Origin of the sequence: Microvirga flocculans ATCC BAA-817 (assembly GCF_000518665.1) — a bacterium.
Taxonomy (GTDB): domain Bacteria; phylum Pseudomonadota; class Alphaproteobacteria; order Rhizobiales; family Beijerinckiaceae; genus Microvirga; species Microvirga flocculans.
In genome coordinates this window covers 80107-94219 of the sequence record NZ_JAEA01000009.1, presented here as the reverse complement: position 1 = coordinate 94219, position 14113 = coordinate 80107, and the positions used below count along the sequence as shown (strand labels likewise).

At 66.6% G+C, this 14113-nt stretch carries 10 protein-coding genes; 7 read left to right on the top strand and 3 right to left on the bottom strand.

Annotated elements, in window-relative coordinates:
• The first annotated feature begins 85 nt into the window (after positions 1 to 85).
• From ptsP to L879_RS22820, 6 genes are all read left to right on the top strand, one after another.
• Positions 86 to 2353 (top strand): phosphoenolpyruvate--protein phosphotransferase, encoded by a 2268-nt coding sequence (ptsP, locus tag L879_RS0111555; RefSeq protein ID WP_027316239.1) that lies wholly within the window; start codon positions 86 to 88, stop codon positions 2351 to 2353.
• A complete protein-coding gene (prfA, locus tag L879_RS0111550) occupies positions 2353 to 3441 on the top strand; it encodes a peptide chain release factor 1 (RefSeq protein WP_035459408.1) in 1089 nt (362 codons plus the stop codon). The genes ptsP and prfA overlap by 1 nt, the downstream gene beginning before the upstream one ends.
• Complete coding sequence (gene fosX / locus L879_RS0111545) at positions 3438 to 3866, top strand: FosX/FosE/FosI family fosfomycin resistance hydrolase (RefSeq protein WP_027316237.1); 429 nt, start codon at positions 3438 to 3440, stop codon at positions 3864 to 3866. The genes prfA and fosX overlap by 4 nt, the downstream gene beginning before the upstream one ends.
• Positions 3863 to 4711, top strand: a complete 849-nt coding sequence (prmC, locus tag L879_RS0111540) for a peptide chain release factor N(5)-glutamine methyltransferase (protein WP_027316236.1) — start codon at positions 3863 to 3865, stop codon at positions 4709 to 4711. The genes fosX and prmC overlap by 4 nt, the downstream gene beginning before the upstream one ends.
• A 378-nt stretch (positions 4712 to 5089) precedes the next feature.
• Positions 5090 to 6022: a DUF4167 domain-containing protein gene (locus L879_RS0111535; RefSeq protein ID WP_035459406.1), complete on the top strand. Its 933-nt coding sequence runs from the start codon at positions 5090 to 5092 to the stop codon at positions 6020 to 6022.
• Between the two features lie 141 nt (positions 6023 to 6163).
• Positions 6164 to 9640: a beta strand repeat-containing protein gene (locus tag L879_RS22820; RefSeq protein WP_051435256.1), complete on the top strand. Its 3477-nt coding sequence runs from the start codon at positions 6164 to 6166 to the stop codon at positions 9638 to 9640.
• Between the two features lie 24 nt (positions 9641 to 9664).
• On the opposite strand, the gene L879_RS21425 is transcribed toward L879_RS22820, so the two are convergent.
• The 3 genes from L879_RS21425 to L879_RS0111515 form a co-directional block, all read right to left on the bottom strand.
• On the bottom strand, positions 9665 to 10459 hold the full coding sequence (locus tag L879_RS21425) for an MOSC domain-containing protein (protein WP_051435255.1): 795 nt from the start codon (positions 10457 to 10459) through the stop codon (positions 9665 to 9667).
• Between the two features lie 226 nt (positions 10460 to 10685).
• Positions 10686 to 10955, bottom strand: coding sequence for a hypothetical protein (locus L879_RS21420; protein WP_051435254.1), 270 nt, complete (start codon positions 10953 to 10955; stop codon positions 10686 to 10688).
• Between the two features lie 4 nt (positions 10956 to 10959).
• Positions 10960 to 11286, bottom strand: a complete 327-nt coding sequence (locus L879_RS0111515) for a hypothetical protein (RefSeq protein ID WP_035459404.1) — start codon at positions 11284 to 11286, stop codon at positions 10960 to 10962.
• A 179-nt stretch (positions 11287 to 11465) separates the two neighbouring features.
• Between L879_RS0111515 and clpB the strand changes: the two genes are divergently transcribed.
• Positions 11466 to 14087 (top strand): ATP-dependent chaperone ClpB, encoded by a 2622-nt coding sequence (clpB, locus tag L879_RS0111510; protein WP_027316233.1) that lies wholly within the window; start codon positions 11466 to 11468, stop codon positions 14085 to 14087.
• Positions 14088 to 14113 lie beyond the last annotated feature (26 nt).

Here is a 14113-nt window from a genome sequence, read left to right as displayed (position 1 = left end):
CGAAGGATCGGTCGGGCTGCGACATTGAAACTGCAAGTCGCCGGTCCGCCTTGCCGGCCCTGATAGGACGGGAACTGATAAGCTCATGCCAAGCGCCCCCGGCGGTCCGCGCCTCTTGCTGCGCCGCCTCCGCGAGATCATGGCGGAGCCGGTGGGGGCGCAGGACCGCCTCGACAGGATCGTCACGCAGATCGCCGCCAACATGGTGGCGGAGGTGTGCTCCGTCTATGTGATGCGCGGCGACGGCGTGCTGGAGCTCTTCGCCACCGAGGGCCTGAAGCGGGAAGCCGTCCACCTCACCACCATGCGCTCGGGCGAGGGCCTCGTGGGCCTCATCGCCTCCACGGCCGAGCCCCTGGCTCTCTCCGACGCCCAGAGCCATCCCTCCTTCTCCTACAAGCCCGAGACGGGCGAAGAGATCTACCACGCCTTCCTCGGCGTCCCCCTCCTGCGGGCGGGCAATACGCTCGGCGTCCTCGTCGTCCAGAACCGGACCTACCGGGTCTATACGGAAGAGGAGGTCGAAGCCCTTCAGACCACCGCCATGGTGGTGGCGGAGATGCTCGCCACCGGCGAGCTTCAGGCCCTTGCGCCCGTGGAGACGGGCATCGCCCTGCGCCGCCCGGTCTACCAGAAGGGCGTCGCGCTCGCCGATGGCGTGGGCCTCGGCTACGTGGTGCTCCACGAGCCGCGCGTGGTGGTGAAGAACCTCATCGCCGAGAATGTCGAGGCGGAGCTGTCGCGGCTCGAATCGGCCATCGCCGAGGTGCGCCTGTCCATCGACGAGCTCATCGAGCGCGGGGATGTCGCCCATCATGGCGAGCACCGGGAGGTCCTGGAGACCTTCCGCATGTTCGCCCATGACCAGGGCTGGCTCCGGCGCATGCGCGAGGCGGTGACCTCGGGCCTGACGGCGGAAGCGGCGGTGGAGCGGGTTCAATCCGACAACCGCGCCCGCATGCTGCGCCAGACGGACCCCTACCTGCGCGAGCGCCTGCACGACCTCGACGATCTCGCCAACCGCCTGCTCCACCGTCTCGTGGGGCGCAACCTCGTGGCGGAACGCAGCCATCTGCCGGAGAACGCGATCATCGTGGCCCGCTCCATGGGCCCGGCCGCCCTGCTCGACTACGACCGCTCGCGACTGCGCGGCCTCGTGCTCGAAGAGGGCGGGCCGACGAGCCATATCGCGATCGTCGCCCGCGCGCTCGGCATTCCGGCCGTGGGCGAGGTGCCGAACGCGACCTCCCTGACGGAGCCGGGCGACGCCATCATCGTCGACGGCGCGGCGGGCGAGGTCCAGATCCGGCCCAATCCCGACGTCGAGGCGGCCTATGCCGAGAAGGCGCGGCTTCGCGCCCGCCGGCAGGAGCAGTACCTCAAGCTGCGGGACGTGCCCTCCGTCAGCAAGGACGGGGTCGAGGTGACCCTGCAGATCAATGCCGGCCTCGTGGTCGACCTGCCGCACATCGCCGAAACCGGCGCGGCGGGCGTCGGCCTGTTCCGGACCGAACTGCAGTTCATGATCGCGGAGCGGATGCCCTCGGCCTCCGAGCAGCAGGCGCTCTACAGCACGGTCTTCGCGGAGGCGGGCGACCGGCCCGTGACCTTCCGCACCCTCGATATCGGCGGCGACAAGATCCTGCCCTACATGCAGGCGGTCGAGGAGGAGAACCCGGCCCTCGGGTGGCGCGCGATCCGCATCGGGCTCGACCGCCCGGGCCTTCTGCGCGCCCAGATCCGCGCTCTCCTCAAGGCGGCCGCCGGGCGGCCCCTGAAGATCATGTTCCCGATGGTGGCAACCTGCGACGAGTTCGAGCGCGCCAAGCAGATCGTGGAGCGGGAGAAGACCCATCTCGCCAATCACGGCCATCCCCTGCCCTGCGACCTGAAGCTCGGCGTGATGCTGGAGGTGCCCTCGCTCCTGTTTCAGCTCAAGGAGATCTGCGAGAGCGCGGACTTCATTTCGCTCGGCACCAACGATCTGATGCAGTTCCTCTTCGCCATCGACCGCGAGAACCGGCGCGTGGCGGATCGCTTCGACCCCCTGAGCGCGCCCATGCTGCGGGCCTTGGAGATGGTGGCGGAGCATGCGCAGGCGGCCGGCTGCCAGGCCACGGTCTGCGGCGAGATCGGCGGACGCCCTCTCGAGGCCATGGCCCTGGTCGGCCTCGGCTTCCGCTCGCTCTCCATGTCCCCGGCCGCCATCGGCCCGGTGAAGGCCATGCTTCTGGAGACGAATGTCGCGGAGCTCAACGCCCTGATCCGCGAGGAGCTGAAGAACGCCGGAGGCGGCGAAACGCTGCGCCCGAGGCTTGCCCATTTTGCGGAAACCCATGGTATTCCGGTCTGATGTCGATTGCGCCTCCCTCTGATCGCCTGAACGCCATTCTCGCCCGCCATGACATCATCACGGCGACGCTCAATGCCGGGCCGGACCCGGAAACCTTCGTGGCCCTGTCCCGCGAACTCGCCGAGCTCGACGGCGTGGTGGAGGCCATCCGCGGCTACCGGACGATGGAGGACAACCTGAAGGGCCTTCAGGCCCTGCTCGACGACCCCGCGACGGATGCCGAGATGCGCTCGCTCGCCGAGGAGGAGCTGCCCCAGGCGCGGGACGACCTGGAGAAGGCGGCGCAGAACCTGCGCGTCATGCTCCTGCCCAAGGACGAGGCGGACGAGAAGAGCGCCATTCTCGAAATCCGCGCCGGAACGGGCGGCGACGAGGCCGCCCTCTTCGCGGGCGACCTGCTGCGCATGTACACCCGGTACGCGGACCTGAAGGGCTGGAAGGTCGAGATCGTCTCGGAAAGCGAGGGAACGGCCGGCGGCTACAAGGAAGTCGTAGCCGAGATCAAGGGACGCGGCGTGTTCGCGCGGCTCAAGTTCGAGAGCGGCGTGCACCGGGTCCAGCGCGTGCCGGACACGGAGACGCAGGGGCGCATCCACACCTCCGCCGCCACGGTCGCCGTGCTGCCGGAGGCCGAGGACGTGGACATCGTCCTCAACGAAGCGGACCTGAAGATCGACACCATGCGGGCGCAGGGAGCCGGCGGCCAGCACGTCAACAAGACCGAATCGGCGATCCGCATCACCCATATCCCCACGGGAACGGTGGTTTTCGTCCAGGACGAGCGCTCCCAGCACAAGAACCGCGCCCGTGCGCTCTCTCTGCTCAGGGCCCGCCTCTACGATGCCGAGCGCACCGCCAAGGACGCCGCCCGCGCCGCCGACCGCAAGGCGCAGGTCGGTTCCGGCGACCGCTCCGAGCGCATCCGCACCTACAATTTCCCGCAAGGGCGCGTCACCGACCACCGGATCAACCTGACCCTCTACAAGCTCGAGGAGGTCATCGGCGGCAACGCGCTGGACGAGCTGATCGACGCCCTCGTGACCGAGCACCAGGCCGCCCAGCTCGCCGCCCAGGACCAGGCGGCATGACCGGCGGCACGCCGATTGAGGGCTTGAGCCACATCACGCTCATCACCCGCGATCTCGCCCGCATGACGGCCATCGTCGAGGGCGCCCTGGGGGGCCGGGAGATCTATTCCTCCGGCGAAGACACCTTCTCGCTCTCCCGGGAAAAGTTCTTCGACGTGGGCGGCCTCTGGATCGCCGTGATGGAGGGGGAGAGCCTTCCCACCCGCACCTACAACCACATCGCCTTCAAGATCCCGGCCGCCGCCCTGGAGACCTGTCGCCGGCGGATCGAGGCGCTGGGCCTGGAGATCCGCGAATCCCGCCCCCGGGTCGAGGGCGAGGGGCATTCGCTCTATTTCTACGACGACGACAACCACCTGTTCGAGCTGCATACCGGCACCCTTCAGGAGCGGCTGGAACGCTACCGGCGGGGGCCGACGCCTTGAAAACCCGCGCCCAGGCCTTGAAGGACCTGCGCCGGACCCTCGCCGAGGCCGGCTTCGACACCGCGGCGCTGGATGCAAGGCTGCTCCTGCTGGCGGCCTTAAGGGTCCCTGCCACCGAGCTCATCACCCGGCCCGACGCTCCCCTGACGCCCGAGCAGGATGAAGCCCTCGCAGCCTTTACCGAACGCCGCCTGAACCACGAGCCGGTGGCGCGTATCGTCGGGGAGCGGGAGTTCTGGGGCCTGCCCTTCCGCCTCTCCCCGGAAACCCTGGTGCCCCGGCCCGATACGGAAACCCTGGTCGAGACGGCCCTCGCCCTGCTGCCCGACCGGCAGGCGCCTCTCAGGATCGTGGATTTCGGCACCGGCTCGGGCTGCATCCTGGTGGCGCTCCTCCATGAGCTGCCGAACGCCACGGGGCTGGGCATCGACCTGTCCTTCGGCGCCCTCGCGACCGCGCGGGCCAATGCTCGGCTCAACGGGGTCGACGACCGCGGCCGGTTCGTCCTGTCCCGCTGGGCCGAGGCGATTGCCGGCCGGTTCGACCTGATCGTCTCGAACCCGCCCTATATCGCCTCGGACGTGATCCCCGCCCTGGACCGGGAGGTGCGTGAGCACGATCCGCGCCTTGCCCTGGACGGGGGGCCGGACGGCCTCGAGCCCTACCGGATCCTGCTGGGGGAAGCGGAGCGGCTCCTGGCCCCGGGAGGGCTGCTCGTGGTCGAGATCGGCTACGATCAGGCGGAGGACTTGAAGAGCCTGGCTGGCCTCCACAGCCTTGAAATTCTGAAGATCGCGCACGATCTATCGGGTAACCCGCGATGCGTCGCCATGAAGCGATTGTGAAGGGCGGAGCGAGGCTTTCTTGTCCCAAGACGGGATAAAGTCGGAAATAGCCCTTGTTGGACCGAGAGGAACCCGCTAGATTCCAGCGTAGAGATCGTCCTCGGTCTAAACGAATCGGTAGCCTTGAGGGGCATGCCGGAAGACCAAACGATATCAATCGCGCAGGCAGGGGCTTTTGAACGGAACAGCCTGGCGCGATCCCTGAACCCGACACTGAAGGATGCCTCAGCCTCTCGAAGGCCATGGCGAACGTCAGACGGTTGCCACGCGAACGGTGGGCGTTGAGCCCGTTCGGTGAACATTGGCTTGCATATCGCGTGGGCTTGAAGAACCAGCGAGGCTCGTAGAGCGAAAATGAGACCAGGACAGAACAGGCGTATGCGCGGTCGCAACAACAACCGCAACAGCAACAAGGGGCCCAATCCCCTGACCAAGAGCTATGAGTCGAACGGACCGGACGTGAAGATCCGCGGCACGGCTCAGCATATCGCCGAGAAATACAGCCAGCTTGCCCGTGACGCCCTTTCGAGCGGCGATCCTGTGGCGGCGGAGAACTACTTCCAGCACGCGGAGCACTACTACCGCATCATCGCAGCCGCCCAGGAGCAGCTGCGCGAGCAGTACGGCTACCAGCAGCGGTCCTTCGACGAGGAAGGCGGCGAGGAAGAAGGCTTCGCCCAGGGCGAGCGCCAGAACTTCGATCGCGCCTCTTCCGAACGTCAGGATTTCGGCGGCACCGGCGAGGACATGGATTTCGGATCCCAGCCGCAGCCCTATGAGGGCCGGGCCGAGCGCCAGCCCCGCTTCGACCGCGGAGACCGTCAGGACCGGCAAGACCGCCAGGACCGCCAGGATCGCGGCGACCGGGGTGACCGTCGTGAGCGCTTCCAGCGCGACCGGGGACCCCGCCAGGACTTCCAGCGCGACGAGCAGCCTTCCGAGGCGAGATCCGAGAGCGGCGAGCGCCAGCCCCGCTTCGACCGCGGAGACCGCCCCGAGCGTGGCGAGCGTCAGGAGCGTGGCGAGCGGTTCGAGCGCCGCGAGCGCTTCCAGCGCGACCGCCGCCGGGACGATTCCGACGCGCCGGAACAGGGTGTCCTGCCGGCCTTCCTGACGAATCCCGTCCGCGCGCCGGCCCCCGCAGCCGTCGAAGAGCCTGCTCCGGCCCCCGTCGAACAGGATGCAGGAAACGACGAGGCCGCGGCCCGTCCGCGCCGCCGCCGCCGCACCCGCCAGGAAATGATCGAGGCGGCGAATAACGAGAATGCCGGCTTCGGCTCCGACGCGATCGAGACGCCGGCCGCCGAATAAGGCCAGGCGAACGGAACGACGTGAAAAGGGAGGGCTTGGCCCTCCCTTTTTTGTGACGGACTCGCTGCGCCGCCTGGAATTGATACCTAATGATATAATCTCTAGGATGGCGGCCACGCTTGCCTTTTCGGTGGATCCGCCATGACCGTCTCGAAGCCCCGCTCTTCCCTGTTCTTCGCCTCGACGCTCTCCAGCCCGGCAGCTTTCGAGGCCCCGACGTTTCCGGAGGCGAATGTCCTCTCCCTGTCCGCCAGCCTGAGCCGTTCCGGCACGGGGCGGGCCGACCGTCTCTTCGGCACCTCGGGCAGCGACGTGCTCTCGGGGCTGGGCGGCAACGACCTGCTCGACGGGCGCAAGGGCCGCGACCGCATGGCGGGCGGAACCGGCAACGACACCTACATCGTCGACAACGCGGGCGACCGGGTGAGCGAGAAGGCCGGCGGCGGCACGGATACGGTCAAGGCCTCGATCCACTGGACCTTGGGCGCGCAGGTGGAGAACCTGATCCTGACCGGGCGCGCCAACCTGAAGGGCACCGGCAACAGCCTCGCCAACACGCTCACCGGCAACAGCGGCCACAACACGCTCGACGGCAAGGCGGGGGCCGACAGGCTCGCCGGAGGCCGGGGCAACGACACCTACATCGTCGACAATGCCCGGGACAGGGTGACGGAGAAGGCCGGCGAAGGCACCGACACCGTGCGCGCCTCGGTCAGCTACACCCTGGGATCGCAGGTGGAGAATCTGGTGCTTCTCGGCGCGGCCGTGTCGGGCCGCGGCAACGGCCTCGACAACGCCATCACCGGCAACGCGCTCGCGAACGCGCTGAGCGGCGAGGCGGGGAACGACACGCTGGAGGGCGGAGCCGGCAACGACACCCTCGACGGCGGCACGGGCGCGGACCGTCTTGTCGGCGGTCTCGGCGACGACACCTACATCGTCGACAATGCCGCCGATGCGGTGGTCGAAGCCGCCGGTGGCGGCAGCGACGCGGTCTCGGCTTCGGTCGACTACACCCTGAGCGATCATGTCGAGCGCCTCGTGCTCGTCGGCGCTGCGCTGCGCGGCACCGGCAACGCACAGGCCAATACGATCATCGGCAATGCCGACAACAACACCCTCGACGGCGCAGGCGGCGCCGACACCCTCGACGGCGGCGCCGGCAACGACGTCTATGCCGTGGACGATGCCGGCGACTGGATCGTGGAAGCCGAAGGCGGCGGCATCGATACGGTGCGGGCTGCGTTCGACTACACGCTGGGTGCGCATGTGGAGAACCTGGTGCTGCTGGGCTCGGCCCTGTCGGGCACTGGCAATGCTCTCGACAACGCCATCACCGGCAACGGCCTTGCGAACTCTCTCATCGGCAGCGAAGGCAACGACACCCTCGACGGTGGACAAGGTGCGGACACGCTCGAGGGCGGTTCGGGTGACGACGTCTACATCGTCGATCACACCGACGATACGATCGTGGAAGCGGGAGAGAGCGGGAGCGACACCGTCCGCTCGTCGGTCGATTACGTGCTGGGCGATCATCTCGAGAAGCTCATCCTTATCGGCGCAGCCGTGAGAGGAGTCGGTAACAATCTCGACAACAACCTCATCGGCAACGCCCTCGCCAACGATCTCCAGGGCGGCGGCGGCAACGATGTTCTCGACGGGGGTGCAGGTGCCGACCGTCTGGAGGGCGGAAGCGGCAACGATTTCTATCTCGTCGACGATGCGGGCGATGAGATCGTGGAGACCGAGGATGGCGGATACGACACCGTCCATGCCTCCACCGACTACACGATCGGCGACCATGTCGAGTGGCTCGTCCTCGTCGGCGGCGCCATCGCCGGCACGGGCAATGGCCGGAACAACCTCATCACCGGCAACGATCTCGGCAACAGTCTCTCGGGCGCCGATGGCGACGACACGCTCGAAGGCGGTGCCGGCAGCGACACGCTCATCGGAGGCCTCGGCCGTGACTCCCTCGTCGGAGGTGACGGCAACGACGTCTACGTGATCGACGGCGATACCTCCGATGTCATCGATGAACGGGGCGGCGACGAGGACATCGACACGGTCCGGACAACGCTTCGCTCCTACACCCTGGGCGATAGGATCGAGAACCTGATCATCGAGAACGATACCGAATCCAACAGCGCAATTGGAAACGCGCTCGCCAACGACATCACCACCGGCAGCAACAACGACATTCTTTCAGGCGGCGGAGGCGACGACACCCTGCGGGGCGGCCACGGCAACGATACCTACTTCATCAATCAAGGCGACAGCAACGATGTGGTGGTCGAAGAGGCCAGCGGCGGACGAGACCGCATTTATTCGTCGATCTCCTACGTGCTTCCCGACCATGTGGAAGAGCTTATCGTTCAGTCTCCAGACGGATCGGGCCTCCAAGGCACCGGGAACGACTCCAATAATACGATTACCGGGGGAATAGGGAATGACACCCTGTTCGGCGGAGGCGGCAATGACAGCCTCTCCGGAGGGGGAGGAGGTGGCACCGACAGCCTGGTGGGCGGCACGGGCAACGATGTCTATCTGGTCTACCGGGAAGAGGACGTGGTGGTCGAGCTCGCGGGAGAGGGAACCGATCACGTCATGTCGATAGCCGCAAGCTTCACCCTCCCGGACAATGTCGAGAACCTGGAGCTGGTCGGCACCCTGGGGAGTACCGGCTACGGCAACGGCCTCAATAATCGCCTCGTCGGCAATGGCAGCAACAACCTTCTGGAGGGAAGAGACGGCAATGACAGCCTCGATGGGGGCAGCGGCAGCGACACGCTCACAGGCGGTCGCGGGGACGACGTCTACACCATCGATAACCTGGACACGCTGATCGAAGCGATCGATGAGGGCACGGATACGGTCCGGGTCGGCTTCAGCTATACCCTGCGCGACAACTTCGAGAACCTTGAGATTACGGGCTTCCAAAATATCGACGGCACGGGCAATGCCGCGAACAACCGCATCGTCGGCAACAGCGGCCACAACATCCTGAACGGCATGGGCGGAACGGATACCCTGATCGGCGGCGATGGCGACGATATCTATACGGTCGATAGCGCGGCCGAGGTCGTCATCGACACATCGGGCACCGATACCCTGCGCGCAGGTTTCAACTTCGGCACCTTCAATCCGGACAGAAGCCTCACCCGAACGATCCTGCTCCAGGACGACCTCGAAAATCTCACTCTGATCGGAGGCACCGAGGTTGTCGTCGGGCTCGGCAACCTCGGCAATAACTATATTCGGGGCAATGCCGGAACCAACGTTCTCGACGGCGTCTACGGCAACGACACCCTGAACGGGGGCGCAGGAGACGACATCCTGTTCGGCTCTCTCGGCGCAACGATCTTCGAATACAGCGATCGCGTCAGCGTCGAGAAGATCCGCGGCTTCGTGCCGACCGAGGGCGACCGGATCGACCTCAGGCCCCTGAGACAGGCAGGGCTGATCTCAAGCTACGACGTGGGGACGGAGAGGGACCCGGACAACCCGAGTGTCTTCATCTACCGGATCGGAACCTACAGCCCCAGCGGGAACGGCAAGATCTTCATACAGGACACGGCGACCACCATTTCAAACATCCACCAGTATATTCTCTTCTGAAGTGTCGTTTCCCCGATTGGCCGCTCAGGCGAAGGAGAATTGCGCCTGGGCGTCCTGCTCCGGCTCCAGTGTATCGCCAGGGCCTATGGCCCCGCCATCCAGAACCTCGGCATAGATGCCGCAGTCGAAATGGCCATAGGCCTGCATGAGGCCCTTCGGAATTTCCAGGTCGCGGATGCCCGTGTCCGGATCCACGTTGGTGGCGGCGCAGCGCTCGATACGCTTCGTCACCTTGAGGCGCGCGCCCGAGGGGGCGGCGAGCACCTGCCCCACGAGATTGAACTCCGCCCAGGGCTCGAGACCTTCGATGTGAATGTTGCCGCGAAAGCGCAGGGGGTCGACGGGCGCACCCACCACGTTCTCGAGCGCCCGCACGCTCGCAAGGTTGATGAGCGAGACAAAGCCGCGACGGGAATCGGTGAACCGGAAGCCCTCGGGAGCGGTCAGCAGCTTCGGCGGGCCGCGCAGCTCCTTCGGCATGAAGCGGCGGAAGAAGGCCTCGATGGCGAGCCTTCCCTGCGCCGTGGAGAGATCGCCCCGCGCCACCTCGCGCCCGCCCTGTTCGATGAAGAGGGTCGTGATGCTGTCGAGATAGCGGGTTTTCAGCCGGGCCAGGCTCTCGTTGCGCATCAGCATCAGGAACTTGATCTTGGGCTGGTGCTGCGGGTTTCCCGGATCGAACCCGGCCGGGCCGTTCTCGATGGCGAAAAGCCGGTCACCCGGGAAATAGCCGCCCTTCGCCAGGGTGGCGGAGGACAATGTCTCGGGGGAGAGGCCCTTGACCGGATAGCGCTGAAGGGAGGCGATGCGGATGCTCATGGCCTACCGATAGAAGGCGCAGAAGTGCGGAGCAAGGTCTCCGGCTCCTTTCCCAGGGGCGATCAACGCAAATCAGAAAGCCCCGCCGGACGACGGGGCTTCTCTTCGCGAGCGCTCGCGGAACCTAGAGCCGTTTGCATTTTCATGAAATCGCACGTCGCTGCACAAGTCCTTGCTGGCCTCCATTTCGGACGAAAAACCGGTTCCCACTTTTCCTGAAATGGCTCTAGGAAGCATCCCCCGAACGGGCGACCCTGGAGCGCTTCAGCTGGGGCGTGAAGCCGGCCTCGCGGCCACCGGAGGCGTCGACCTCCACCCGATGCGGGTCCGCCTGCATGCCTTTATTGGCGGTCCGGTGCGCCGGAATGCTGGCCTGGGGGCCGGCCTCCTGCTTCATGCGCAGCGCCTTCTCGGCATTGGCTTTCAGGTCCTCGCGGGCCTTCTCGGCCTTGCGCTTCTTCGGGTTGAGGCGGGCGAAAAAGTCTGAAAGAGCCATTCTCCTACTCCTTGGCGCGGGTAAGCACCCCATCCTCTTCGTCGCTGCGGTGGGTCGGCGGGGCCTTCACGCGCCTGGGATCGACCGGGATGTCCCGCGACGTGGCGATGCTGCCGGTGGAATCGCCGATGTCGCGGCTGGCCTCTACCTGCTCGGGCGTCTGGCCGGGCAAGGGAGGAACCCGCCCGTTCTCGGTCGTGTCGCCGAAGGTTTCGGGCGTCACCGAAGGCTCCTGCTCGGCCGGGCTTTCCGGGACGGCCAAGCCCATCTCCGCATTGCGGGCGAGATCGGCGCGGGCTTTCTCGGCGTCCGTGCGCGGGTCGCGTGTCATGCAGGCCTCCTCCATCTGTTGCCTTCGTCAATGCGAGGAAGGAAAGCCGGTTCCCCTCTTGTTGTTCTGGATCAATGCTCCCACCTTAAGCGCAGCGGATGCTCCTCCGAGGGGGTCCGACATCGCAGGGCCGGCCTGTGCCTCCAAGAGGGCGGGCTGGCCTCAGGAGGGATGACACGATGAATTTCGAGAAATACACCGAGCGCGCCCGGGGTTTCGTTCAGGCTGCGCAAAACCTGGCCATGCGGGAAGGCCACCCGCAGCTGTCTCCCGGCCATGTGCTGAAGGTTCTGCTCGACGACCCCGAAGGTCTGTGCGCCGGTCTCATCGACCGCGCCGGCGGCCGCTCGCGCGATGCGCATGCCGCGGTCGAGCAGTGGCTCGCCAAGCAGCCGAAGGTGTCGGGCGCAGCTGCGCAGCCGCAGGCGACGCGGGAGCTGATGCGCTTCTTCGACACCGCGGAGAAAGCGGCCGAGAAGGCGGGCGACTCCTTTGTCACAGTCGAGCGCATGCTGCTGGCGCTGGCCGTCGAGAAGGATTCGGAAGCGGGCAAGATCCTGGCCGCCGCCGGGGTGACCGCTCAGGGCCTCAACACCGCCATCAATGCCCTGCGCAAGGGCCGCACCGCCGACAACGCGACGGCGGAAAACGCCTATGATGCGCTCAAGAAATATGCGCGCGACCTCACCGAAGCGGCGCGCGACGGCAAGCTCGACCCGGTGATCGGCCGCGACGAGGAAATCCGCCGCACGATCCAGGTGCTCTCGCGGCGCACCAAGAACAACCCGGTGCTTATCGGCGAGCCCGGCGTCGGCAAGACCGCCATCGTCGAGGGCCTGGCGCTGCGCATCGTCAACGGCGACGTGCCGGAATCGCTCAAGGACAAGCAGCTGCTCGCCCTCGACATGGGTGCGCTGATCGCGGGTGCGAAATATCGCGGCGAGTTCGAGGAGCGGCTGAAGGCCGTGCTGCAGGAAGTGACCGCGGCCGAGGGCGGCATCATTCTCTTCATCGACGAGATGCACACGCTGGTGGGCGCAGGAAAGGCCGACGGCGCGATGGACGCCTCGAACCTGTTGAAGCCCGCGCTCGCACGCGGCGAGCTGCACTGCGTCGGCGCGACGACGCTCGACGAGTACCGCAAGCACGTGGAGAAGGACGCGGCGCTCGCCCGCCGCTTTCAGCCGGTCTTCGTGAGCGAGCCCACGGTCGAGGACACCGTGTCGATCCTGCGCGGCCTGAAAGAGAAGTACGAGCAGCATCACGGCGTGCGCATCACCGACAGCGCGCTCGTGGCGGCCGCGACGCTCTCGAACCGCTACATCACCGACCGGTTCCTGCCCGACAAGGCCATCGACCTCGTCGACGAGGCCTCCTCGCGCCTGCGCATGCAGGTCGATTCGAAGCCCGAGGAGCTCGACAACATCGACCGCGAGATCGTGCGCCTGAAGATCGAGCAGGAGGCGCTGAAGAAGGAAACGGACACCGCCTCCAAGGATCGCCTCGAGCGTCTCACGAAGGAGCTGGCGGATCTCGAAGAGCAATCGGCAGCCATCACCGCCCGCTGGAAGGCAGAGAAGGACAAGCTCGGCACCGCCGCGGATCTGAAGAAGAAGCTCGACGAGGCGCGCAACCACTTGGCCGCCGCCCAGCGCGCGGGCGATTGGGCGAAGGCGGGCGAGCTTTCCTACGGCGTCATTCCGGGGCTCGAGAAGCAGCTTACAGACGTCGAGGCGAAAGCGGATGGCGGCGGGCTGATGGAAGAGGCCGTGACGCCCGACCACGTGGCAGGCGTCGTCTCCCGCTGGACCGGCGTGCCCGTCGACAAGATGCTCGAAGGCGAGCGCGAGAAGCTGCTGCAGATGGAGCAGGAACTCGCCAAGCGCGTCGTCGGACAGCGTGAAGCCGTGGAAGCGGTCTCCACCGCCGTGCGGCGCGCCCGCGCCGGGTTGCAGGATCCGAACCGGCCCATCGGCTCGTTCATGTTCCTCGGCCCAACGGGCGTCGGCAAGACCGAGCTGACGAAGGCGCTCGCCGCCTTCCTGTTCGACGACGAGACCGCGCTCGTGCGCCTCGACATGTCGGAATACATGGAGAAGCACTCGGTCGCCCGCCTCATCGGCGCGCCTCCCGGCTATGTAGGCTACGAGGAGGGCGGCGCGCTCACCGAGGCCGTCCGCCGCAGGCCCTACCAGGTGGTGTTGTTCGACGAGATCGAGAAAGCGCATCCGGACGTGTTCAACGTCCTCCTGCAGGTGCTCGACGACGGTCGCCTCACGGACGGGCAAGGGCGCACCGTGGACTTTCGCAACACGCTCATCATCATGACCTCGAACCTGGGCGCCGAATATCTGGTGAACCAGAAGGAAGGCCATGACACCGACGAGGTGCGCGACGAGGTGATGGCCGTGGTGCGCTCGCATTTCCGGCCCGAGTTCCTCAACCGCGTGGACGAGATCATCCTCTTCCACCGGCTGCAACGCAGCGAGATGGGCGCGATCGTCGACATCCAGCTCGGCCGTCTCCGGAAGCTCCTGGCCGATCGCAAGATCACCCTCGAGCTCGACGAGGAGGCGCGCAACTGGCTCGCCGACAAGGGCTACGATCCGGCCTATGGCGCGCGTCCCCTGAAGCGCGTGATCCAGAAGCACGTGCAGGATCCGCTGGCGGAGCTCATTCTCTCCGGCGAGATCAAGGACGGCGAGACCGTGCCCGTTCATGCAGGCCCCATGGGCCTGATGATCGGCGATGTCACGGTGAGCGGCACGGAGCGCCCGCCGCAGGGCGTGCGGCTCAACTGATCCACGATCCGCAGATGCGGGAAAGG